Raw genomic sequence first — 22235 nt, 5'->3', positions numbered from 1 at the left:
CGCAATTCATTCCGGGCGCCACTCCACGGACAGGAACAGAGTGCTGCACGCTATCTGATCATCTGGATTCCGGTCGACGTTGGCCTTGCAATGGGGGACCGGGCGTCGAAAAACGTCTTGACCTCGGCGAAATCGAGACTACCGCTTTCGTCACGATCGATTTCCCGGAAATGATCGGCAAAATAGCCCACGCTGGCTTTTTCCGCCGAAGCGACGGTGACACGCTGCGTGGCAGGGTCAGCCGCCTGTTCAAACAGAGAACGGATACGGCGGTCGATGGCGCTGTCCATGCCCTCCGGCGTGACCGGCTCGGGATTTCCCTGTCCCGGCTGGTCACGCGGCGGAATGGCGCGCAGCACGCGCGTCCGCATGTCCGGATCCGGCCCGGTCAGATTGATGGAATCCCCGGCATGGGAGGCCGGTGCTTGTGCGCTGACAGCGAGCAAAACCGTGGTCATCCACAAAGCAAATTTATTCATGGCTATCCCCTGCTGCGAGAGGCGCATTCAACGCGGCAATCATGTTCGCCAGGGGCTGGGCATAGAATGTATCGATATCCTGCATGACACGCTCATAGGAACGGGTCTTGCCGGGCAGCACTCCGTGACCGCCCTCATAGGTTTTGACCGGTACCTTGGCCGCCAAGCCAGCGCGCGTTATGTTCAGTTCCGTCTGATGAAACACGGTGTTGAGGTCGTAATAACCGTGCTGGATGAGAACCTTCAGATTGGGGTTCAAGGTCAAGGCAAAAGCCATATCCGGGAGACTGGCTCCCAACCTGCCTTCGGCACCAAGCAGCCTTGGATCAGGCAAGAACTCCCAGTTGCTGATGATGCTTCCGTTGAGATTCAGATAAGGTGATGTCGACCTGTAGTTCATGAAACCGGCCTGATAGGTCTCTATGAAACTATAATAAATATCCGTCCGATCCAACATCGGATCGATTGCCTGTCTGGGCAAAAACTCCCGTCCGTCGTTGATGACAAGCTTACCCTGCACCGGATCAAACTTTTCAAGGAATTGCATGGGATTGAGATTGGGCGTTTCGATCCAGGGATTGTCCTTGGACATATTCCCTTTCTGGTACGGTTTGCCTATTCCGGTAAGCGAGTAGAGCCTATTGAGGAAATCTTCAGCATTGGGTTGACCTGCGTCCGAAACGGACCAGTTGGGTGCCTTGAGGTAAGCGTCCCATTGGATTCGGTCAGAGGCCGCTTGAGAAACGCCCGGGAATACGGCCAGATACAGGCTGTTGAAGGTGACGGCAAATGTGCGGACATCCGACAGAAATCTCGCGATCCTTGACGCCGCAGTTGCTGGATCGGCCGTTTTCAGATCCTCGGCCGTCAGATCCTGACGTCCGGCGGGTTTGCCATGATAGGCGGCAACCATGGCATAGGTCGGCAGCGCTCCCCCGCAGGAGAAGTTGGATTGGCGGCAATCTGTTTTAAAGTCCAGCATCGGCGAGTTCAGGATCAGTCCGGCCAGGATATTGGCCGGCTTGCCGTCCGGGCCAGCCGCATAATCTCGGGTGCCGCTTTCGATGAGCCGGCGCCCGATGATCGGCGCACGCATGCCGCCATAGGATAGACCGTAAACATATTTCGGCGAGCTTTGCCGGCCGGCGAGGTTGATGTAACGGGTGATAAAGTCACGCAGGACCTTGGCGTCGCTGTCGACGCCCCAGAAATCCGCGTTTTCATAGGGCCGGATCGCTGCGGAATAACCCGTTCCAACCGGATCGACAAACACAAGATCGGTTTTGTCGAGCAGCGTATCGGGATTGTCGAGCAGCTTCAATTCCGGCGACACCGGATCAACTTTCTTCGGTCCAAGAAAATCGAGATCAAGATCTGCCGATGCGTTGCCCGGCCCGCCATTGAAAACGAAGGTGACCGGGCGGGTTTCGCGCGGCAGGTCATCACGCGTATAAGCCGTATAGAAAATGGCGGCTTGCGCATCGAGTCGCGCCAGATCGACCGGCTTCGGCGGGGCGCCCGCCCAGTCATAGGCAATCATATGACCGGCGGTTGCGGTGAACTGAATGACACTCCCCTTGAGGTTGATCGTCTGCGCCTTGCTGGAAGGCGTTTCGCTCACAGCCAGGCGGTCCACCGCGTCGTGGAACCCATAGGCAAAGACGGCACTCCCGGGCACCGGCTGCACGGGCTTGGGGGCGGTAAAAGTTCCTGACGAGGCGGTTGAAGCGGATTTTTCGGAATCGGAACCGCCACTGCAGGAGACGAGAAACGCCGCCAGCAGGAGCCAGTACAGGCGGAAAGCCATGGTCACAACCTCATAATACAAATCGATAAAATACTTAAGCTATTGATATAATGAGATAAAAATTGAGAACAAATCTGATTTTCGGTCAGTCGTATCGACTGTCTCACAAAAATGGCGGTGCATGGAATGAGTACACCCTGCCCGGCCACACCTCGTCAATTAGCCATTGGTCGATACGCCGATGGCGAACCGGCGAAGAGCCGGGACATTGCAGGAATCGGGGTTGAATGGCTGGACATCGGGAAACAACATCCCCACATCGTGGGTCTGGAGGCCGCCACATGGACACTGTCAGAACCGCATTCATCCCCCCCGCGCCGGTGCCGCGCACGGGCCCGGTCGGCACGATCGAGCTGATCCGCACCATTTACCGCAATCCGCTCGAATTGTGGGGAGAGCCATCCTACAACGAACCATGGGTATCCATTGACTGGGCCTTCCAGCACACGATCATCGCCAATGATCCCGGTCTGATCCGCCACGTCCTCGTCGACAACGCCAAGAACTACAAGATGGCGGCTGTGCGCCAGCGCATCCTGCGCCCGATCCTGCGCGACGGGCTGCTCACTGCCGAAGGCGAGACCTGGAAGCGCTCGCGCAGGGCCATGGCGCCCGTTTTTACCCCGCGCCATATCAACGGTTTTGCCGAAGCGATGAAGCGGACCACGGAAAGCTTTGCCGAACGCTATGAAAGCGTGGTGGGCACTGTCGATGTGTCCCGCGACATGACGATGCTCACCTATGATATCCTGGCGGAAACCCTGTTTTCCGGCGAAATTGCCGGTGAACCCGACGAATTCGCCCATGAAGTCGACCGCCTGTTCGAGACAATGGGGCGCGTCGATCCGCTGGACCTCCTCGGTGCGCCGAGCTGGCTGCCGCGCTTCACCCAGATCCGCGGCCGCAGGGCACTGGCCTTCTTCCGCAAGATCGTTGCCGAGACGATCGTCCTGCGCAAGGCGCGCATGGACCGGGATGGCGACGCCGTTCCCAACGATTTCCTGACGCTGCTGCTGCGTGCGGAAGGACCGGACGGGCTGTCGCGCGCCGAGATCGAAGACAATATCATCACCTTCATCGGCGCCGGGCATGAAACCACGGCGCGGGCGCTGGGCTGGACATTCTATCTGCTGGCACAGGCGCCGTGGGAACGCGATCTGATCGAACAGGAAATCGACGCCTTCATGCAGCAGGACCCGCTGCCGGCGCCGCATGACTGGCTGAACGCCCTGCCCTTCACGCGGGCCGCGTTCGAGGAAGCCATGCGCCTCTACCCGCCGGCGCCTTCGATCAATCGCGAGCCGATGGAGAACGATCAGTACAAGGATCTGCATATTCCCAAGGGGTCCGCCATTCTGGTCATGCCATGGACGGTGCATCGCCACCGCCTCTACTGGGACAATCCCGAAGCCTTCGTGCCCTCGCGCTTCCATCCGGAAAACCGCGACACGATCGACCGCTTCCAGTACCTGCCGTTCGGCGCCGGACCGCGCGTGTGCATCGGCGCCAGCTTTGCGCTGCAGGAGGCCATCATCGCGCTGGCAACGCTGCTGCACAGGTATCGTTTCGATACGGTGGGCACGGCAAAGCCATGGCCGGTGCAGAAACTCACAACACAACCCGATGGCGGACTGCCCATGGCGGTTTCGGCACGACGGTAGGGAATGGCTTCCAGATAACCAAAATCTCTGCCTATTGATTTCACCTGAAATTAAAGCTATATTCCTTTCAGATGAAAGGTATAGACATGTCGGCACTCACCCAACGCACACCGGAACACACCAGCAAGACCGCCGTTGTTTCCAAGGCTTTGCTGCGGTCGTCCGAACTGCTCGGACTGACCGCCAAGGAACTGTCGACCGTGGTCGGCCTGTCGGAGCCCAGCATATCGCGCCTGAAGCGCAGCGAGGATGGCACGCCGCTCACCGGCAAGAGTTATGAGCTGGCGCTGCTTTTCATCCGGCTCTACCGTTCGCTGGACGCCATTGTCGGCGGTGACGACAGCGTCGCCCGGCAGTGGATCCGCACCGACAACAGCATGCTGGGGGGCAAGCCGCTCAACCGCATCAAAACCATTGACGGTCTCGCCCATGTCCTTGCCTATCTGGACGCCCGACGCGCTCCGATCTGAGGCGCGCGACCGGCACGGCGCCTGCTGGCGTCTCGTTGAGGCGCAACACCGCGTTTCCACCATGAAACTTGTCGATACACTCGACGAGCAGGCCTTGCTCGAGGACGAAATCGAAGCGACCAAGCCGCCCCTGCCGCCGGATTGCGCCCGGCTCGATTATCTCCTGGCAACGCCCTTTCGCTATGGCCGCTATCCCGGCAATTCACGCTTCCGGCGCGAGGGCTATTCCCCCGGCGTGTTCTATGCCAGCGAAGTGGTTGAAACGGCGGTAGCCGAGACGGCATTCTACCGGCTCTTGTTCTTCAGCGAGAGCCCGGGGACGCCTTGGCCGCGCAATGCACTGGAATTCACCGCTTTCGAGAGCCGCTATGCGACGAAGCGCGGTATCGATCTGCTGGCACCGCCCTTTGCCCGGCATGCAGAGCATTGGACGCACCTGACCGACTATACGGCCTGCCTTGCGCTGGCCGACGCGGCGCATCAGGCGGGCATCGAGATCATCCGCTACCAGTCGGTGCGCGACCCTGCGGGCGGTGCCAATCTGGCGCTGCTCTCCTGCGGTGCCTTCGCCATGCCGCGCCCCACGCACACGACCACCTGGCGGCTGGTGTTTTCCGATTATGGCGTCAAAGCCATCTGCGACCAGCCGGACATCCGGCTGGGTTTCAGCCGCGCGATCTTTGCCGGCGACCCGCGCATGGCAAGGACACTGCGCCTGTAAGACCCCCGGCCTAACCGAGCCGCGCGGCATGCCAGGCGACATGATCGGCCATGAAGGTGGAAATGAAGAAATAGGAATGGTCGTAGCCATCGCGCATGTGGAGCGTCAGCGGAATGTTGGCCTGCCGGCACGCCTCTTCCAGGAGCCATGGCCGCAGGCCGTCATCGAGAAAACCATCAGCCTTGCCCTGATCCACCAGCAGTTCCGGCACCCGGTGGCCATCCTCGATCAAAAGCACGCTGTCATAGGCGCGCCAGGCCGTCTCGTCGGTGCCGAGGTATTTTTCAAAGGCTGGACGCGACCAGCCCGCGACACCCGGCCGGACGATGGGGGCAAAGGCGGAAACGGAGCGGTAACGGCCGGGGTGCTTCAGCGCCAGCGTGATGGCGCCGTGCCCGCCCATGGAATGGCCGAAAATACCCTGCCGCGCCATATCGACGGGAAAATTGGCGGCGATCAGCGCCGGCAGTTCCTGCGCGATATAACTCGCCATGCGGTAGTTGTCGGCATAGGGCGCCTCGGTCGCATCGAGATAAAATCCGGCGCCTGACCCGAACTGCCAATTGTCCTTTTCATCAGGCACGTGATCGCCGCGCGGGCTGGTATCGGGGCAGACGATGGCAACGCCGTGCTCGGCCGCCACGCGGCGGTATTCACCCTTGTCCATAACGTTCTGGTGGGTGCAGGTGAGACCCGAGAGATACCACAGCACCGGCACCGGACCATCCTTGGCCTGCGGCGGCAGAAACACCGCGAAGGTCATGTCGCACTGGCAGGCATCGCTGCGATGGCGATAGACTCCCTGCGTGCCTTCAAAACTCCTGGCGATCGATAGCGTTTCCATGACAATTCCCGTGGTTTTTTGAGCTGATTACTGGCCGAGCGCGACAGCGACATTAACCGCCGCTGCGACAAGCACCGTGTTGAAGAAGAAGGAAACGATGGCGTGCAGCAGGTTGACCTTGCGCATTTCGGTGCTGGTGACCGCCGTATCGGAGGTTTGCGCGGTCATGCCGATGACAAAGGAAAAATACAGAAACTCGATGCCGCCCGGCTCCTTTTCGCCGGGGAAATCCAGCCCGCCGACATGTTTGCGCGGCTTGTCCTTGGTGCCCTCTGCCGTTTCATCCGGCTGCCAGTAGAGATGGGCATAATGGATGGCGGCCATGGCATGGATGGTCGCCCAGCCCAGCGGCACGGCGGCCAGCGCGGGAACAAGATTGATCAGCTGCGGGTGCTTGCCGCTGTTGATCAGCACGAAAAGCGACCCCACCGCCACGACAACCGTGCCGAGGGTAACTAAAAAAATGACCGCCATGGGCTCGTCGGAACGGGCCGCATTCTTCCTGAGAAAATCCGCCGTCAGCCGGCGGATCTTGAACGCCGTCAGGATGAGATAGACGATGAAGAAGGTATTTGCGCCAAGCACATAGGCAAGGTGCGGGTAGAACACCAGGGCGAGCGCCAGCGCGGCGAGACCGGCAACAGCTGCGATGTAAAAGGGATTGTGCCGGCGCAGCATCGCCTTCTACCCCGCCGTTTGCGCCGTCACCGGCCGCTGCATGTCGACATGCGGAATATCATCTTCCAGATATTCGCCCGACACCGGCAGAAAGCCGAAGGATTCATAAAACCGCTGCAGGTGGCTTTGCGCCGACAGCGCGATGGGGCGGCCGGGAAAGCGGGTTTCGCAGGCGGCAATGGCCTCGGCCATCAGCTTTTCGCCGAGCCGCTTGCCGCGATGCGCGGGCGAGACGACGACCCGGCCGATGCGCGCCGCATCCATGCCGCCATGCGGCGGGCGCAGGCGGGCGCTCGCCACCAGTTCATCCCCGAGGAGAAGCCGCAGGTGCAGCGCGTCGCGGTCCTTGCCATCAAGTTCCGGATAGGGGCATTTCTGCTCGACGACGAAAACATCGACCCGCAGGCGCAGCATGGCATAGAGATCGCGCGGGCTGAACTCATCCATCCCGCGTACATCCACCGTATAGCCGTCACCGGCCATCAGAAGACGACGACCGAGCGGATCGATTTGCCTTCGTGCATCAGGTCGAAGGCGGTGTTGATTTCCTCGAGCGGCATGGTGTGGGTGATGAGCGGGTCGATCTCGATCTTGCCTTCCATGTACCAGTCGACGATTTTCGGCACGTCGGTGCGCCCACGCGCGCCGCCGAAGGCCGTGCCGCGCCAGTTGCGCCCGGTGACCAGCTGGAACGGCCGTGTTGCGATTTCCTTGCCGGCTTCAGCCACGCCGATGACGATGCTGGTGCCCCAGCCGCGATGGCAGCATTCGAGCGCCTGGCGCATGACATTGGTGTTGCCGGTTGCATCGAAGGAGAAATCCGCGCCGCCATCGGTCAGGTCCTGGATGGCCTGCACCACCTTGTCATTGCCGACCTCATTGGGGTTGACGAAATGGGTCATGCCGAATCTTTTCGCCATCTCGACCTTGGCGGGGTTGAGATCGACACCGATGATCTTGTCGGCGCCGACCATGCGCGCGCCCTGGATGACATTGAGGCCGATGCCGCCGAGCCCGAAGACCACCACATTGGCGCCGGGCCAGACCTTGCCTGTATAGATCACCGCGCCGATGCCGGTGGTCACGCCGCAGCCGATATAGCAGATCTTGTCGAAGGGCGCGTCCTCACGCACCTTGGCCAAAGCGATTTCCGGCAGGATGGTGAAATTGGAGAAGGTTGAGCAGCCCATGTAATGGAAGACTTCGCCGCCATCGCAGGAAAAGCGGCTGGTGCCGTCGGGCATGACGCCCTGTCCTTGAGTCGAGCGGATGGAGGTGCACAGGTTCGAGCGCTGCGACAGGCAGGTCTTGCACTGGCGGCATTCGGGCGTATAGAGCGGAATGACATGGTCGCCGACCTTCAGCGAGGTCACGCCGGCGCCGAGCTCGCGCACGATGCCGGCGCCTTCATGGCCGAGAATGGCGGGAAATTTGCCTTCGGAATCAAGGCCGGAGAGCGTATAGGCATCCGTATGGCACACGCCGGTGGCCATGACTTCCACCAGAACCTCGCCCGGCTTCGGCCCGCCGATCTCGATGGTTTCGATGGTCAGTGGCTTCCTGGCTTCCCAGGCAACGGCGGCGCGCGATTTCATGCGAATTCTCCCTGATGCGTCTTTCAACATGCGGTATACTGATTTGCAGTTGTGCACTATCAGGATCACATCGGGGATCGTCAATCAAATCGGCGACATTTCTGGTCGCCGATCAAGACACTGGGTAGGAGCCGCCTGGTGGGCCTTGTCTAAGATTGCAGTGACATATTCACAAAACAATGGACTTCGCGCGGCAAACCTTGTCAAAACGGCCGGAGATTTTATCACTGGATTTTGCCGTGCCTGACCTGCCTCTCCTGCCTGTCACCGAGATTTTTCCCGCGCTGGACGGAGCGCTGGCGGGTGGCACGGCAGCGGTCGTCGTGGCGCCGCCCGGCGCGGGCAAGACGACGCTCATTCCGCTGCATCTGCTCGGCGCGCCATGGCGCGGGGACAGGACCATCATCCTCCTGGAACCGCGCCGTCTTGCGGCGCGCGCCGCCGCCAGCCGCATGGCCAGCCTGCTGGGCGAGGAGGTGGGTGCCACCGTCGGTTACCGCATGCGGCTGGAAAACAAGGTGTCGGCCAGAACGCGCGTCCTGGTGGCGACCGAGGGCGTGTTCGCCCGCATGATCCTCGACGATCCCGATCTTGCCGGTGTCGCCGCCGTGCTGTTCGACGAATTCCACGAGCGCAGCCTCGATGCCGATTTCGGCCTGGCGCTGGCGCTCGACGTGCAGGCGGCGCTGCGGCCGGACCTGAAGCTCCTTGTCATGTCGGCAACGCTCGATGGCGCGCGCGTGGCGCAGCTTCTTGGCGATGCGCCGGTGCTGGAAAGCAAGGGCCGCTCCTTTCCCATCGAAACGCGCTATCGCGAGCGCAAGCCGGACGAGAGGATCGAAGATGCCATGGCGCGGGCGATCCGCGACACGCTGGCCACCGAGACCGGCAGCATTCTGGCGTTTCTTCCCGGACAGCGTGAAATCGAGCGTACCGCCGAAGCGCTCGAAGGGCGCGTGGGCGCGGATACGATGATCGTGCCGCTCTATGGCGCGCTTGAGGGCCGCGATCAGGATGCGGCGATCAGGCCGGCGCCGCAGGGTAAGCGCAAGGTGGTGCTGGCGACATCCATTGCCGAAACATCCATCACCATCGATGGCGTGCGCGTTGTCATCGACAGCGGTCTGGCGCGGCTGCCGAAATTCGAACCGGCCACCGGCCTGACCCGGCTGGAGACGGTGCGGGCGGCACGGGCCGCGGTTGACCAGCGCGCCGGCCGTGCCGGACGCACGGAACCCGGCATTGCCCTGCGCCTGTGGCGCGCCGAACAGACGGCGGCGCTCGAAGCCTTTGCGCCGCCGGAAATTCTCGAGGCTGATTTGACCGGACTTGTGCTTGATTGTACCGCCTGGGGCGTTGCCGATCCGCGCAGCCTGGCGTTTCTCGATGCACCGCCCGCTCCGGCCATCAAAGAAGCCAAAGTCCTGCTGGAAAACCTCGGCGCGCTCGACGGTGACCGCATCACCCCGATGGGCCATGCCATGCGCGCACTCGCTTTGCCGGCGCGGCTTGCGCATATGGTGCTGACCGCGCGGGAACGCGGACAGGGCGGGCGCGCAGCGGACCTTGCCGTGCTCCTGACCGAACGCGGGTTGGGCGGCAATGATATTGACCTCGACGTGCGGCTCAGCCGTTTTCAGCGCGAACGCGGCGAGCGGGCAACGCGGGCGCGCGGGCTGGCAAAGCGGCTCGCCGGACGTGATGTTGTGCAGGGGACGGACCCGGACAGTGTCGGACGCCTGCTGATCGATGCCTATCCCGACCGGATTGCCAAGGCGCGCGGCAACGGCCAGTTCACGCTGGCCAACGGCCGCGGCGGCGAAATGGATGCGGCGACCTCGCTGGCGCGCGCGCCATGGCTCGTCGTCGCCGATCTGGCGGGCCGGGCCGGCAAGGCCCGGATACTGGCAGCGGCGGAAACAACCGAAGCCGACATCCGCGAAGCGCTGGGCGATCGCATCGTCAGCGGCCGGCAGGTCAGCTATGACGCAAACCGCAATGCCCTGCAGGCGCGCGATGCCACCCGCATCGGAGCCATTGCCCTGTCGGAAAAGACCCTGCCCGCCCCGAGCGGCGACCAGGCCAATCAGGGCGTTGCCGAGGCGGTGCGCAGCCATGGTCTCGATATCCTGCCCTGGTCGAAGGAGGCGATGATCCTGCGCCGCCGGCTTGCCTGGCTGCACAAGGGCCTCGGCGCTCCATGGCCATCCATGGCCGATGCGGATCTGATTGCCGTGCTGGATGACTGGCTGCTGCCGTTCCTGCCGGGAACCGCCAATCTCAACCAGATCCCGGCGCATGTGCTTGTTGAGGGGCTGCGCTCCCAGGTGCCGTATGACCTGCAGCGGCGGATCGACGCGCTGGCTCCGACACATTTCGCGGTGCCGACCGGCTCGAACATTCCCATACGCTACGATGCGGACGACCCGGTTCTCGCCGTGCGCGTGCAGGAACTGTTCGGGCTCGGGGTTCATCCTGCCATTGCCGGCGGCACAATCCCGCTGCTCTTGGAACTGCTCTCCCCGGCGCACCGGCCGATCCAGATCACCCGTGACCTGCCCGGTTTCTGGAAAGGTTCATGGGCTGATGTGCGCAGCGACATGCGCGGGCGTTATCCCCGGCATGTCTGGCCGGAAGACCCGGCGCAGGCACTGCCCACGGCCCGGGCCAAGCCGCGCGGCACATAGGCGGGCCGCAAACGATGCAAAACGAGAATTCCCTTTGCATCGGGTTTGTTCTAAAGCTCGCCCATGGTTCAAGAATTCAGCATACGTTCCTCATACCTGTCGCGGCGGCTGCGGCTGACGACGCTGATCCGCCTGCGTTGGCTGGCTGTCGCAGGCCAGAGCATCGCTGTTCTCTTCGTGGCGCTCTACCTGAAGTTTCCCTTCCCCGTCAGCATCTGCTTTGCGCTGATTGCCTGTTCGGCATGGCTGAACCTCCTCCTGTCGTTCCGCTACCCCATAAACCATCGGCTCGAACCACGGGCGGCCATCACGGTTCTCGCCTTCGATATCCTGCAGGTGGCGGGCCTGCTCTACATGACCGGCGGGCTGCAGAATCCCTTTGCCGTGCTGATGATCGTCCCCGTCATCATCTCCGCAACATCGCTGCCCGCCTCATCGACCGTGACGCTCGGTGTCCTCGTGACGGTCTGCGCGACGGCCCTTGCCTATTTCCATCTGCCCCTGCCCTGGTACCCCGACCAGGCATTGCAACTGCCGTTCGTGCTGATTGCAGGGGTGTGGTGTTCCGTTGTTTCGGCGCTGGTCTTCACCGCCGTCTATGCCTACCGCGTTGCCGAGGAAGCGCGGCTTCTGGCGGATGCGCTCACGGCGACCGAACTGATCCTGCAGCGCGAGCAGCATCTTTCCGCGCTCGATGGTCTCGCGGCGGCGGCAGCGCACGAACTCGGCACACCGCTTGCGACCATCGCGCTCGTTGCCAAGGAAATGCAGCGGGCATTGGCGCAGGATGATCGCTTTGCCGAGGATATCGAACTCCTGCGCTCGCAGACCGACCGGTGCCGGGAAATCCTCAAGCGCCTGACCAGCCTGTCCTCGGAAAGCGAGGAACATATGTCGCGGCTGAAGATTTCCTCGCTGATCGAGGAAGTCATCGAACCCAACCGCAATTTCGGCATCAGCATCGAGGTGACGAAGCTGCGTGGCGAAGGCAACGAACCGGTCATCCGCCGCAATCCGGGAATCATTTACGGCCTCGGCAATCTGGTGGAGAACGCCGTGGATTTTGCCCGCGAGACCATTCAGGTCAGCTGGGGCTGGACCGACAAGACGGTGCAGATCGTCGTTGCCGATGACGGCAAAGGTTTCCCGGCTGATATTCTCGACCGAATCGGCGAGCCCTATACCACCGGCCGCGACCGCGAAACCAATGAACATGGCGGCGGGCTGGGGCTGGGGCTGTTCATCGCCAAAACCTTGCTGGAGCGTTCCGGTGCGGCCATCACCTTCCGCAATCGCAATGATCCGGGGCAAGGCGCAGAAGTTGTCGTGACATGGCCGCGCAATCAACTTGATGAACAAAACGGATAACCTTTGACTTTTTGTTCATTGCGAACCATTAACGGAGTATATTTATAAGAAATGAGCAGGAAACCCTGATGGAACACACGGATCAGGACGATATTGCGGCCATAGGCGGCGATCGGACACTGTTGCTGGTCGACGACGACAAGCCCTTTTTGCAGCGCCTGGCGCGTGCCATGGAATCCCGTGGTTTCACCGTTGCAACGGCTGAATCGGTCGAGGCGGGACTTGCCAGCGTCAAGACGCACGCACCGGCCTATGCCGTGGTCGACATGCGGCTGGGCGACGGCAACGGCCTTGATATCATCGAGGCAATCCGGGCGCGCCGCGAAGACACCCGCGCCATTGTCCTGACCGGCTACGGCAACATTGCGACAGCGGTCAACGCCGTCAAGCTCGGTGCCATCGACTACCTGTCAAAGCCAGCCGATGCCGATGAGGTGTTTGCCGCGCTGACCCGCCGGTCCGGTGCCAAGGTTGCCCCGCCGGAAAACCCGATGTCGGCGGATCGCGTCCGCTGGGAACATATCCAGCGCGTTTACGAGATGTGCGACCGCAATGTTTCCGAAACGGCCCGCCGCCTCAACATGCACCGGCGCACCCTGCAACGCATCCTCGCAAAGCGCGCGCCGCGCTGACCTATTCCATATCCGTTTCGGGCAAGTGAATTCCGGACAATTCGGCCAGTGTCATCCGCGCCGCGCTCACCCGCGCAAAGCGCAGTGTCATCGCCTTGCGCGTTGCCCCGGACAATTTGTGCTCGGGCGCTTCGCGCAGGATTTCCGCGCCATAGCCATCCGACAGGATAAATCCGCAGTCCTGCGGGAAAATATCGGCGGGAACGCCGGGATGGGTGGCAAAGAACAGCCGGTCGCAATGGGCCCGGTAATCCGGCCATTTCTTGTCGACCTTCCAGTCCTCGATCGATGATTTGATCTCGACGATCCAGATTTCACCGGTGCGCGACATGGCAACGAGGTCGGCCCGCCGTCCCGAAGCCAGCGGCAACTCCGGCATCACCGCCAGACCCAGCTCAAGAAACAGCCGCTGCACGCCGCGGCGCACCAGCATGGCGTTCTCTGACTGACGACCATCGATGAGCGGGCTGGTCTGACCGGGAATCACAAGGGGCATGATGCAAGTATCGCTGAGATCGCTACAACCGAATACGGCAAAAATGCACCACTTGGTTGAGGATAAGTATGGTTAACAGAAAACTACGCTTTACGGTTAATCAAGCATTAACAATAATGGCAGTAATGAGGGAAGACAACTGAATCGCCTTAGATTCGGCCAATACTTGATGGGGTGACTATGCAACTCAAGACAATCGTCCTTGCAGTTGGACTGATGGGTGCAACTGCTCTGACGGGCTGTTCCACGATCGGCTTCAACTATTCCACTGCCTCCTATTCCTCCGTGACTGATGCCGGTTATGTGCTTCCAGCCATTCCCCGCGCCAAGATTCCGCCGCAGTTCCTGCGTCAGGAAGTTCGCTACGATGGCGGTGAAGCCGCAGGGACGATCGTTGTCGATACCAAGGCAAAGTTCCTCTATTTCGTCCTCGGCGACGGGCGCGCTATGCGCTACGGCATCGGCGTCGGCAAGCAGGGCTTTGAATGGCAGGGTTCGGCGCGCATAGCCATGAAGCGCGAATGGCCAACCTGGACGCCGCCGAAGGAAATGATCAAGCGCAAGCCTGAACTGGCCGAATTCCGCGAAGGCATGGATCCGGGCCTGCAGAATCCGCTGGGTGCCCGTGCGCTTTACCTCTTCAACAAGGGCGGCGATACCGGCTATCGCCTGCACGGAACGCCGGAATGGTGGTCCATCGGCAAGGCGATGTCGTCGGGCTGCATCCGCCTGATGAATCAGGACATCATCGACCTCTTCAACCGCGCCGAAGTGGGTGCAAAGGTCGTCGTTCTCTAATTCTCCGGCTTATGAATTGCTTGAAAAGGCTGCCCTTTGGGCGGCCTTTTCACACGCTCCAGGGGTTGATGGTCTTGACCCCTGTTGATGCAAAATCCGCTATATTGCGGGTTACCACAACCATGCCATGGACCAGGGCCGTTGCAGCGATAAGCGCATCGCGCTCCGATTGAGGGTTCGGGACGTGCAGGTGCGCGCAGCGTTGTGCGACAGCCGTGTCCACTGCAAGAACTCTTCCCTCGAACCGAGGCAACACCCAATTGTCCCGCCACAGGCGCAGGATCGCCCCTTGTTGCGCATCCCTCCGGTCCACCAGCAGCAGCCCCTGTTCAATCTCCAGAATCGTAATGGCCGATAGGAAAAAATGCGAAAAAGGTATGGTCGATGCCCAAGCCATGACGTTCGCATCGGCTCTATCCGGTCGGCGCATTTCGGAAATGAAACTGGTATCCAGAATAAACATCAGGACAGATCGGCCGGACGAAAACGGACATTCAGACTGGGTATTTCGAAATCAAAATCCGAGGGTTCCTGTTGCGCCAGGACGTCGGCAAGACTCTCCTGCCCCCCGGTGAGCTTCAGATATTCTTCCATGCTCAGCAGGACATGGGCGGGCCTGCCCCGATCCGTGATGAACACGGGGCCGTTGTTTGCCGCCTTCTTGACGTCGCTGGCATGCTGATTGAATTCTCTACTCGAAACAGTTGTAATGCCCATCACGCACCTCTTTGAATTGTAGATATGTTACTACAAACTGGCGACGTAGACAAACCTAACCCGGCTGCCGCAATCCGATTTATTTGCCGAACTGATTTTTGCCGTGTTGACCTGATCGACAAGGCGCTCATAGATTGCTGCCGATGCGCATAACCGGGAAGGTCCACATGTTCAAAACCATTGCCACCACGCCATTCGATGACCAGAAGCCGGGAACGTCCGGTCTGCGCAAGAAGGTTCCCGAATTCCAGCAGCCGAATTACGTGGAGAATTTCATCCAGTCGGTCTTCGATTCCCTCGAGGGTTTCAGGGGCAAGACCTTGGTGATCGGCGGCGACGGCCGCTATTACAATCGCGACGTCGTGCAGATCGCCGTGAAAATGGCCGCTGCCAACGGTTTTGGCCGCGTTCTCGTCGGCCAGGGCGGCATTCTTTCAACGCCGGCGGCGTCCAATGTCATCCGCAAGTACAAGGCGTTCGGCGGACTCATCCTGTCCGCCAGCCACAACCCCGGCGGGCCGACCGAAGATTTCGGTATCAAGTACAATATCGGCAATGGCGGCCCCGCCCCGGAAAAAATCACCGAGGCCGTATTTGCCCGCTCCAAGGTCATCGACCGCTATCTGATCGCGGATGCCGCCGACATCGACATCGACACCGTTGGCAAGCAGCAGCTTGCCGGCATGGATGTCGAGATCATCGATTCCGTCTCGGACTATGCCGAACTGATGGAAACGCTGTTCGACTTCGATGCGATCCGCGCATTGATCAGGTCCGGCTTCACTCTGCGGTTCGATTCCATGCATGCGGTGACCGGCCCCTACGGCAAGGAAATCCTTGAACACCGCCTCGGAGCACCGGATGGAACCTGCGTGAACTTCGTACCGCTGGAGGATTTCGGCGGACATCACCCCGATCCCAACCTCGTCTATGCCAAGGATCTCTATGACCTGCTGATGTCGCCGGACGGTCCGGATTTCGGCGCAGCGTCCGATGGCGACGGCGACCGCAACCTGATCATCGGCAAGGGCATCTATGTCACGCCGTCCGACTCGCTGGCGATGCTGGCCGCCAATGCCCATCTCGCGCCGGGCTATAATGCCGGGCTGAAGGGCATTGCCCGCTCCATGCCGACCAGCGGCGCGGCCGACCGCGTCGCCGAAAAGCTGAAGATCGGCATGTATGAAACACCGACGGGCTGGAAGTTCTTCGGCAACCTGCTCGATGCCGGCATGGCAACGATCTGCGGCGAGGAAAGCTCCGGCACCGGCTCCAACCATGTGCGCGAAAAGGATGGCCTCTGGGCTGTGCTGCTCTGGCTCAACATTCTCGCCGTGCGCAAGAAGAGCGTCCAGCAGATCGCGCGGGAACATTGGGCCGCTTATGGGCGCAATTACTACACCCGACACGATTACGAGGAAGTGGATTCAGGCGCGGCCAACAGCCTGATCGACGCCTTGCGGGCCAAGCTGCCGACGCTTGCGGGCAAGACCGTGCAGGGCCTGACAATCACCACGGCCGATGATTTCGCCTATCATGACCCCGTCGACAAATCGGTAAGCGAACATCAGGGCATCCGCATTCTCTTCGAGGGCGGATCGCGCATTGTCCTGCGCCTCTCCGGTACAGGCACGTCGGGTGCAACGCTGCGGCTCTACATCGAACGCTACGAGGCCGATGCCGCGCGCCACGATCTTGAAACGCAAAGCGCGCTTGCCGACCTCATCCGCGCGGCGGATGACCTCACTGAAATCAAGACACGCACCGGCCGCGACAAGCCGAGCGTGATTACATAATAAGTGCTTCAATTAAAACAGAAAGCCCGCCAGAAAGGCGGGCTTTTCTTTGTCCGATTGCAGGGAAAACCTCCTGCTATTCGAAAACAATCGCCGGCGCCGTCCGGCCGGGATTGGCTTTCGCCGCCTGCAGCTGATCCCAGACCTTGGCCGCAATCTCGCGATAGACCTTTGCCTGCGGCCCATCGGGATTGCTGATGACGACGGGCTTGCCCGCATCGGACATTTCACGGATTTCCATCACCAGCGGCACCTCGCCGAGGAAAGGAACGCCGAGTCGTTCGGCTTCATTGCGCGCGCCGCCATGGCCGAAAATGTCGTAGCGGTTGCCGGTGTCTGGCGCAATGAAATAGCTCATGTTCTCGACAATGCCGAGCAGGGGCACATCGACCTTCTTGAACATATTGAGCCCCTTGCGCGCATCGATCAGCGCCAGATCCTGCGGTGTCGAGACGATGACGGCGCCTGCAAGCGGCACCTGCTGCGCCATGGTCAATTGCGCATCGCCGGTGCCGGGCGGCATGTCCACTACCAGCACGTCAAGATCGCCCCACTGCACTTCGCGCAGCATCTGCGTGAGGGCGGACATCACCATCGGGCCACGCCAGATCATCGGCGTCTCTTCATCGACGAGAAAGCCAATCGACATGACTTTCAGGCCATAACCTTCCATGGGCTTGAGCACACGGCCGGAGACGACTTCCGGGCGGCCGGAGAGATGCAGCAGGCGCGGCATGGACGGACCGTAAATGTCGGCATCGAGAATACCGACACGATGGCCGTTGGCCTGCAGACCGAGCGCCAGATTGACTGCCGTGGTCGACTTGCCGACGCCGCCCTTGCCAGAGGCGACGGCAATGATCGCGCCAACGCCGGGCACACCCGATTTGACCGGTGGTGCTGCATGACCGTGCTGGTGCGGCGCAGCAGGCTGTGCGGCAACGCGGGCCGGAGGCACGGCACCGGCGGGTGCAGGGCGCTGCACCGGGCGCTGTGGAGCGGGGCGGGGCACAGCATCGTCGCTGGTGGGGCCGCCTTTTTTCTCGGCGGTCAGCGCGACGATGGCACCAGCCACACCAGGCATATTCTTGACGACCCGTTCGGCAGCGGCGCGCAACGGATCAAGCTCCTGCGCCCGCTCGGCCGGTACGGTTATGGAGAAGAACACCTTGTTGTCAGCAATGAAAATATCCGAGACAAGGCCCAGATCGACAATGTTGCTGTTGAAATCAGGCCCGGTCACCGTCTTCAGCTGATCGAGAACCTGTTCCTTGGTCACGCCTGCCATTGTATACTATTCCTTTTATTCCCTGCTGCTTCACATAGTGCAGTTGAACAGAAACGCCAATGGGGCAAAGCGCAACTTCCGCGGCAAACCGCCCCGCTGAGCGAGGCGGTCTGCAGAGCAATCCGCGCAAGCAGATCAGACTTTCCATACGCCTGGCACCTGCCGGGTCGCGATGTTGAGTCGGTTCCAGACATTGACGTTGGCGATGGCCAGCACCAGATTGCCGAGCCGCTTTTCATCGAAATGTCTGGCGGCTTCGTTCCAGACGTCATCCGGCACCGGATCGGCCCGATCCGCAACACGGGTCACCGCTTCGGTCAGGGCCAGGGCGGCGCGCTCGGCCTCGGAGAAGTACGGCGTATCGCGCCACACGGACACGGCGAAGAGCCGTTCATCGGTTTCACCCGCCTTGCGGGCAAGGCGCGGATGCATGTCGACGCAGACACTGCAGCCGTTGATCTGGCTGGCGCGCAGATGCACGAGTTCAAGCAGGCCTTTCGGGAACTCGCTGTCACCGGTGGACGCAGCCAGTGCCTGCAGGGCTTTCATCGCTTCAGGGTTGATCATTGCCGGGTTGCTCATACGTGCTTGCATCATTTTTTCCTCTCGTTTGACTGACGCCCGAAACCAGATATCCGGGCTTTTGCTCTTGACGGTTTCCCGGACCCGATTTCTTGTCACATCGGCCGGATTTCGTTCGTCATTGCTTTGACGGAACAGGGCGAGGAAACGTGACAGATGAACGAGAAAAAATTTCTGACCGAGCAATTTGAGGCCAATCGCACCCATCTGCGGCGGGTAGCCTACCGGATGCTCGGCTCGATGACCGAAGCCGATGACGCCGTACAGGAGGCCTGGCTGCGCTTCAGCCGGGCGCATACGGACGACGTCGGCAACTTGGCTGGTTGGCTGACAACTGTCGTCTCACGCGTATGCCTCGATATGCTGCGCTCGCGCACATCACGGCGCGAGGACCAACTGACCCCGCAAACACCAGAGCCCGTGGCAGGCCGCGAGTCAGGCGGCGATCCCGAACATGACATTGTAATGGCGGATTCGGTGGGGGCGGCTCTGCTCGTGGTGCTCGAACGGCTGGCCCCGGCAGAGCGGCTGGCTTTCGTGTTGCACGACATGTTCGGCATATCGTTCGACGAGATTGCGCCGATTGTCGATCGCACGCCGGAAGCGGCAAGGCAGTTGGCCAGCCGGGCGCGTCGCCGGGTGCAGGGAACGGATACCATTCCGGCCCGCAGTCTTGCCCGCCAGCGCGAGATCGTGAATGCCTTTCTGGCGGCTTCCCGCGGTGGCGATTTCAACGCGCTTCTGGCCGTGCTCGATCCGGATGTGGTGTTCCGTGCGGACAAAGCGGCGGTGCAATTGGGCGCAATGGCGGAAATTCGCGGTGCGGAAGCCGTGGCCAATACGTTCAAGGGACGCGCTCAGGGTGCAGTGCCGGCGCTTGTCGATGGCGTGCTTGGTCTCGTGGTCAAGGTTCGAGGCAGATTGCACGTGGTCCTGAACCTGACGATTGCAGGTGACAGGATCACTGCCATTGAAGCTGTTGCCGAACCTTCGCGCCTCAACGCGCTTGACCTGGTGGTGCTCCGGAAAGGCAAGGGCCGAAAGGAATGAGACCAGATGCCGGTCTCATTCTGTTTTGGAGGAAAGTCTTCAGGAGCCGATGAGAAGCCGCAGCTTCTTCAGGGCCACATCGGTGGTTTCCTTGTAGTCAATGGTGCTCTTCAGGCGGGCATCCCGGTCGAGCAGCATCACCGATGCCGTGTGGTCCATGGTGTAATCGCCATTTTCCGTCGGCACCTTGCGGGCATAGATCTTCCAGCCCTTGATGACCTTCTCCACTTCCTTGGGATCGCCGGTGATACCGGTGATCCGGTCGGTGAAGGCGGCCGTGTAGCCCTTCATCACCTCGGGCGTGTCCCGTTCGGGATCCACAGAGATGAAAAAGACACGCAAATCCTTGCCTTCATCGCCCAAAGCCTTGAGCCAGCCCGCCATCTCGAACAGCGTTGTCGGGCAAACCTCTGGACAATGGGTGAAACCGAAGAACAGCACCGTCGGGTGTCCCTGGAATGCCGCTTCGGTGATCGGCGCGCCATTCTGGTCGATCAGCGAAAACGGCACACCAAGCTTCACCGGCTCTATCTCGTTGCCCTTGCGGGCGCTGTAATAGGTGAAGGCGAGGAAGATCATCAGAACAGCGATGACCGACCACAGTGCAATGCGGACGCGGCGAACGTTCATCACTGGCCATGCTCCATGGAGGTCGCACCGGCAGCTTCCACATGCAGTTTGAGCTCAACCTTGCCGGCCTTCTCGAATTCGAGGGTTACCGGGACGTCTTCGCCCTTCTTCAAGGGCTGCTTGATCTCCAGCAGCATCAGGTGCATGCCGCCGGGCTCGAGTTCGACGGTTCCGCCCGCGGGAATTTCCACGCCATCCGCAAGCTTGCGCATCTTCATCACTTCGCCGTCCATCTTCATTTCATGAACTTCGACGCGCGCCGCAACAGGGCTTGAGCCGCCCAGCAAGCGGTCCGCTTCCTTGGCCTCGTTGGTGATCGAGATATAGCCGCCGCCAACCTTGGCGCCCGGCAATGTGGCACGGGTGAAAGCGCCGGCGAATACGAGATTGCCGACTTTGACCGCATCCGTGGCTTCATGCTTCTGCATTTTGGCGGCACCTTCCTTGGCCATGGCCGAATGATCATGGGCCAATGCAGGTACGGCGAAGGTTGTTGCCAGCAAGAGGGCAGCAAATGTGAGAGTGGATTTCATGAAGGTTCTCCAGTTCCGTTGTTATGAGAATACGCGTTTGAGCGGGGAAGGAACACGCTGGATCAACTGATCAAGAACCAGCATGGCAAGAATGGCAAAACCTGTGAGCGGGAAGAGCACGCCGAAGCCGAGGATGACCAGCGTCAACGCGGCAAAGACGCTTTTTTGCGATGGCATGGGCGGCACCCCCAGACGCCCCGAGGGACGACGCTTCCACCACATGACCACGGCGGAGACAGCGGCGAGAATGATGGCAAAGCACGTGACCAACATGACGATCTGGTTCAGGAGGCCCCAATACTGCCCCATATGGACGCCGATGCCGAACTCGATGGCCTTGGCACCCGCGCCATAATCAGCAAACTTCAGATCGACCAATGGTTTGCCACTGTACTGATCGAAATGGATCGTCCGCTGCATGGCGATATCATCCGGGAAAATCGCCGCGGTATAGACCCCTTCCGGTCCGGACGGCAGCGATACCTCGAAGCCCGGCGTGATGCCTTCGGCCCGGGCGGACGCCAAGATCCCGTCGAGGCCGACGCTTTTCGTCGTCCCGTCGGCTGTCGAGGTCGGAACCGGGGCGTTTTCGATGGTCCAGCCCGCCTCGGTCAGCACATCCTTTGTCGGAATTTTCGACACCGGAACGTCGTTCCACAGCTGCGTGGGGTATCCGAGGCCCTTATCCGCCAGGGTGGCATTGAGCTTGTCGCCCCAATAGGCCGACCACGGCATGCCCGTGATGGCAAGGAAGAAGATCAAAGCCCCGGCAACAGCACCGGTGACCGCATGCAGATCACGCCAGAAGATGCGCTTGTCGGGCGTGCCGCGAACCGTGAGGACACCGCCTTTCTGCTTGCGCGGCCACCACAGATAAAAGCCGGTGACGACGAGGATCAGCGCCAGGCCGCCAACGGCCTCAACCACCCGGTCAAGCGCCAGCCCGAAATAGACAAGGCTGTGAATCTTGCGCACGACCCAATTGAATTCCTGCTTCTCGGCAACCTTGCCGAGCACCGAGCCGGTATAGGGATCGACGAAAACAAGGACCTTCCCGGCATCCGTACCGAGGATAACCCGGGCGGACTGGGTCGGCGTGGAGGGGTCGCGATAGCGCAGGATGGTTGCGCCGGGGACCGCAGCCTCCGCGTTCCTGATCAGCAGCGACGGCGCAAGCACCTCGCTGCGCGGCGTGACAACATTGCGGTAGGCAAAGACCGTGTTGTCGATTTCATCCTTGAAGAGATAGAGCCCGCCGGTGATGGCGAGATTGAGCATGAAGGGGATGACCAGAAGGCCGGCGAAAAAATGCCAGCGCCAGATGGCGCGGTAGAGGGATTGACTGATGTCCTTGGGCTTCTGTGAAGCCATGCTTGAGACGCTCATGCGTGTTCCAATCGTCT

At 61.0% G+C, this 22235-nt stretch carries 23 protein-coding genes; 9 read left to right on the top strand and 14 right to left on the bottom strand.

Annotation, left to right across the window (positions count from 1 at the left end; genetic code table 11):
- Nucleotides 1–50: 50 nt before the first annotated feature.
- A complete protein-coding gene (locus ACIQWS_RS00875; RefSeq protein WP_403169324.1) occupies nt 51–479 on the bottom strand; it encodes a hypothetical protein in 429 nt (142 codons plus the stop codon).
- Entirely contained in the window at nt 472–2286 is a 1815-nt protein-coding gene (locus ACIQWS_RS00870) for a hypothetical protein (protein ID WP_403169321.1), read from the bottom strand. Before ACIQWS_RS00870 ends, ACIQWS_RS00875 begins: the two co-directional genes overlap by 8 nt.
- A gap of 281 nt (nt 2287–2567) precedes the next feature.
- On the opposite strand from ACIQWS_RS00870, the gene ACIQWS_RS00865 reads away from it, so the two are divergent.
- The 3 genes from ACIQWS_RS00865 (at nt 2568) to ACIQWS_RS00855 (ending at nt 5138) form a co-directional block, all read left to right on the top strand.
- Nucleotides 2568–3947 carry a cytochrome P450 gene (locus ACIQWS_RS00865; RefSeq protein WP_403169319.1) on the top strand — a complete coding sequence of 460 codons (1380 nt, stop codon included), beginning with the start codon at nt 2568–2570 and terminating at the stop codon, nt 3945–3947.
- An 86-nt stretch (nt 3948–4033) separates the two neighbouring features.
- Nucleotides 4034–4417 carry an MbcA/ParS/Xre antitoxin family protein gene (locus tag ACIQWS_RS00860; RefSeq protein ID WP_223612210.1) on the top strand — a complete coding sequence of 128 codons (384 nt, stop codon included), beginning with the start codon at nt 4034–4036 and terminating at the stop codon, nt 4415–4417.
- The gene (locus ACIQWS_RS00855; protein ID WP_403169316.1) at nt 4377–5138 is read left to right on the top strand and encodes an RES family NAD+ phosphorylase; all 762 of its coding nucleotides are present in this window, start codon (nt 4377–4379) and stop codon (nt 5136–5138) included. Before ACIQWS_RS00860 ends, ACIQWS_RS00855 begins: the two co-directional genes overlap by 41 nt.
- A gap of 10 nt (nt 5139–5148) precedes the next feature.
- Here the strand turns inward: ACIQWS_RS00855 and fghA are convergent, their stop codons facing one another.
- The 4 genes from fghA to ACIQWS_RS00835 are packed head-to-tail and all read right to left on the bottom strand — an operon-like array spanning nt 5149 to nt 8255.
- The gene (gene fghA / locus ACIQWS_RS00850) at nt 5149–5982 is read right to left on the bottom strand and encodes an S-formylglutathione hydrolase (protein WP_403169313.1); all 834 of its coding nucleotides are present in this window, start codon (nt 5980–5982) and stop codon (nt 5149–5151) included.
- Nucleotides 5983–6009: 27 nt separating this feature from the next.
- Nucleotides 6010–6660, bottom strand: coding sequence for a DUF1345 domain-containing protein (locus tag ACIQWS_RS00845; RefSeq protein ID WP_403169310.1), 651 nt, complete (start codon nt 6658–6660; stop codon nt 6010–6012).
- A 6-nt stretch (nt 6661–6666) separates the two neighbouring features.
- On the bottom strand, nt 6667–7143 hold the full coding sequence (locus ACIQWS_RS00840) for a GNAT family N-acetyltransferase (protein ID WP_403169307.1): 477 nt from the start codon (nt 7141–7143) through the stop codon (nt 6667–6669).
- A complete protein-coding gene (locus ACIQWS_RS00835) occupies nt 7143–8255 on the bottom strand; it encodes an S-(hydroxymethyl)glutathione dehydrogenase/class III alcohol dehydrogenase (RefSeq protein WP_223612215.1) in 1113 nt (370 codons plus the stop codon). The genes ACIQWS_RS00840 and ACIQWS_RS00835 overlap by 1 nt, the downstream gene beginning before the upstream one ends.
- A gap of 239 nt (nt 8256–8494) precedes the next feature.
- On the opposite strand from ACIQWS_RS00835, the gene hrpB reads away from it, so the two are divergent.
- The 3 genes from hrpB (at nt 8495) to ACIQWS_RS00820 (ending at nt 12942) form a co-directional block, all read left to right on the top strand.
- Nucleotides 8495–10942 (top strand): ATP-dependent helicase HrpB, encoded by a 2448-nt coding sequence (gene hrpB / locus ACIQWS_RS00830; RefSeq protein ID WP_403169303.1) that lies wholly within the window; start codon nt 8495–8497, stop codon nt 10940–10942.
- Between the two features lie 63 nt (nt 10943–11005).
- Nucleotides 11006–12310 (top strand): ActS/PrrB/RegB family redox-sensitive histidine kinase, encoded by a 1305-nt coding sequence (locus ACIQWS_RS00825; protein WP_223612219.1) that lies wholly within the window; start codon nt 11006–11008, stop codon nt 12308–12310.
- A gap of 68 nt (nt 12311–12378) precedes the next feature.
- Entirely contained in the window at nt 12379–12942 is a 564-nt protein-coding gene (locus ACIQWS_RS00820; RefSeq protein WP_105737977.1) for an ActR/PrrA/RegA family redox response regulator transcription factor, read from the top strand.
- 1 nt (nt 12943) lies between these two features.
- Here the strand turns inward: ACIQWS_RS00820 and ACIQWS_RS00815 are convergent, their stop codons facing one another.
- Nucleotides 12944–13438: an MmcB family DNA repair protein gene (locus ACIQWS_RS00815; protein ID WP_223612220.1), complete on the bottom strand. Its 495-nt coding sequence runs from the start codon at nt 13436–13438 to the stop codon at nt 12944–12946.
- 180 nt (nt 13439–13618) lie between these two features.
- On the opposite strand from ACIQWS_RS00815, the gene ACIQWS_RS00810 reads away from it, so the two are divergent.
- Complete coding sequence (locus tag ACIQWS_RS00810) at nt 13619–14236, top strand: L,D-transpeptidase (RefSeq protein ID WP_223612221.1); 618 nt, start codon at nt 13619–13621, stop codon at nt 14234–14236.
- A gap of 49 nt (nt 14237–14285) precedes the next feature.
- On the opposite strand, the gene ACIQWS_RS00805 is transcribed toward ACIQWS_RS00810, so the two are convergent.
- Together ACIQWS_RS00805 and ACIQWS_RS00800 are read right to left on the bottom strand one after the other, a co-directional pair.
- Nucleotides 14286–14699, bottom strand: a complete 414-nt coding sequence (locus ACIQWS_RS00805) for a type II toxin-antitoxin system VapC family toxin (RefSeq protein ID WP_403169298.1) — start codon at nt 14697–14699, stop codon at nt 14286–14288.
- Nucleotides 14699–14953, bottom strand: coding sequence for a type II toxin-antitoxin system Phd/YefM family antitoxin (locus ACIQWS_RS00800; RefSeq protein WP_223612223.1), 255 nt, complete (start codon nt 14951–14953; stop codon nt 14699–14701). The genes ACIQWS_RS00805 and ACIQWS_RS00800 overlap by 1 nt, the downstream gene beginning before the upstream one ends.
- Before the next feature lie 167 nt (nt 14954–15120).
- Here ACIQWS_RS00800 and ACIQWS_RS00795 point away from each other — a divergent pair, with 167 nt between their 5' ends.
- Entirely contained in the window at nt 15121–16749 is a 1629-nt protein-coding gene (locus ACIQWS_RS00795; protein WP_403169296.1) for an alpha-D-glucose phosphate-specific phosphoglucomutase, read from the top strand.
- Between the two features lie 76 nt (nt 16750–16825).
- On the opposite strand, the gene ACIQWS_RS00790 is transcribed toward ACIQWS_RS00795, so the two are convergent.
- Together ACIQWS_RS00790 and ACIQWS_RS00785 are read right to left on the bottom strand one after the other, a co-directional pair.
- The gene (locus ACIQWS_RS00790; RefSeq protein WP_403169293.1) at nt 16826–18037 is read right to left on the bottom strand and encodes an Mrp/NBP35 family ATP-binding protein; all 1212 of its coding nucleotides are present in this window, start codon (nt 18035–18037) and stop codon (nt 16826–16828) included.
- Nucleotides 18038–18172: 135 nt separating this feature from the next.
- On the bottom strand, nt 18173–18631 hold the full coding sequence (locus tag ACIQWS_RS00785; protein ID WP_223612419.1) for a carboxymuconolactone decarboxylase family protein: 459 nt from the start codon (nt 18629–18631) through the stop codon (nt 18173–18175).
- Between the two features lie 144 nt (nt 18632–18775).
- Here ACIQWS_RS00785 and ACIQWS_RS00780 point away from each other — a divergent pair, with 144 nt between their 5' ends.
- Nucleotides 18776–19669 carry a sigma-70 family RNA polymerase sigma factor gene (locus tag ACIQWS_RS00780; protein WP_403169290.1) on the top strand — a complete coding sequence of 298 codons (894 nt, stop codon included), beginning with the start codon at nt 18776–18778 and terminating at the stop codon, nt 19667–19669.
- Nucleotides 19670–19708: 39 nt separating this feature from the next.
- Here ACIQWS_RS00780 and ACIQWS_RS00775 read toward each other — a convergent pair whose 3' ends face one another.
- From ACIQWS_RS00775 to ACIQWS_RS00765, 3 genes are read right to left on the bottom strand one after another with little or no spacing between them, the layout of a single operon-like run.
- Nucleotides 19709–20299 (bottom strand): SCO family protein, encoded by a 591-nt coding sequence (locus ACIQWS_RS00775; RefSeq protein WP_223612228.1) that lies wholly within the window; start codon nt 20297–20299, stop codon nt 19709–19711.
- Complete coding sequence (locus tag ACIQWS_RS00770) at nt 20299–20832, bottom strand: copper chaperone PCu(A)C (RefSeq protein WP_403169287.1); 534 nt, start codon at nt 20830–20832, stop codon at nt 20299–20301. Before ACIQWS_RS00770 ends, ACIQWS_RS00775 begins: the two co-directional genes overlap by 1 nt.
- Before the next feature lie 21 nt (nt 20833–20853).
- The gene (locus tag ACIQWS_RS00765) at nt 20854–22203 is read right to left on the bottom strand and encodes a PepSY-associated TM helix domain-containing protein (protein WP_403169285.1); all 1350 of its coding nucleotides are present in this window, start codon (nt 22201–22203) and stop codon (nt 20854–20856) included.
- Between the last annotated feature and the right edge of the window lie 32 nt (nt 22204–22235).

Origin of the sequence: Phyllobacterium sp. NPDC097923 (assembly GCF_044760925.1) — a bacterium.
GTDB classification, from domain to species: Bacteria; Pseudomonadota; Alphaproteobacteria; order Rhizobiales; family Rhizobiaceae; genus Phyllobacterium; species Phyllobacterium calauticae.
The sequence above is the reverse complement of the archived record's forward strand: the minus strand, read 5'-3'. Positions and strand labels throughout refer to the sequence as shown.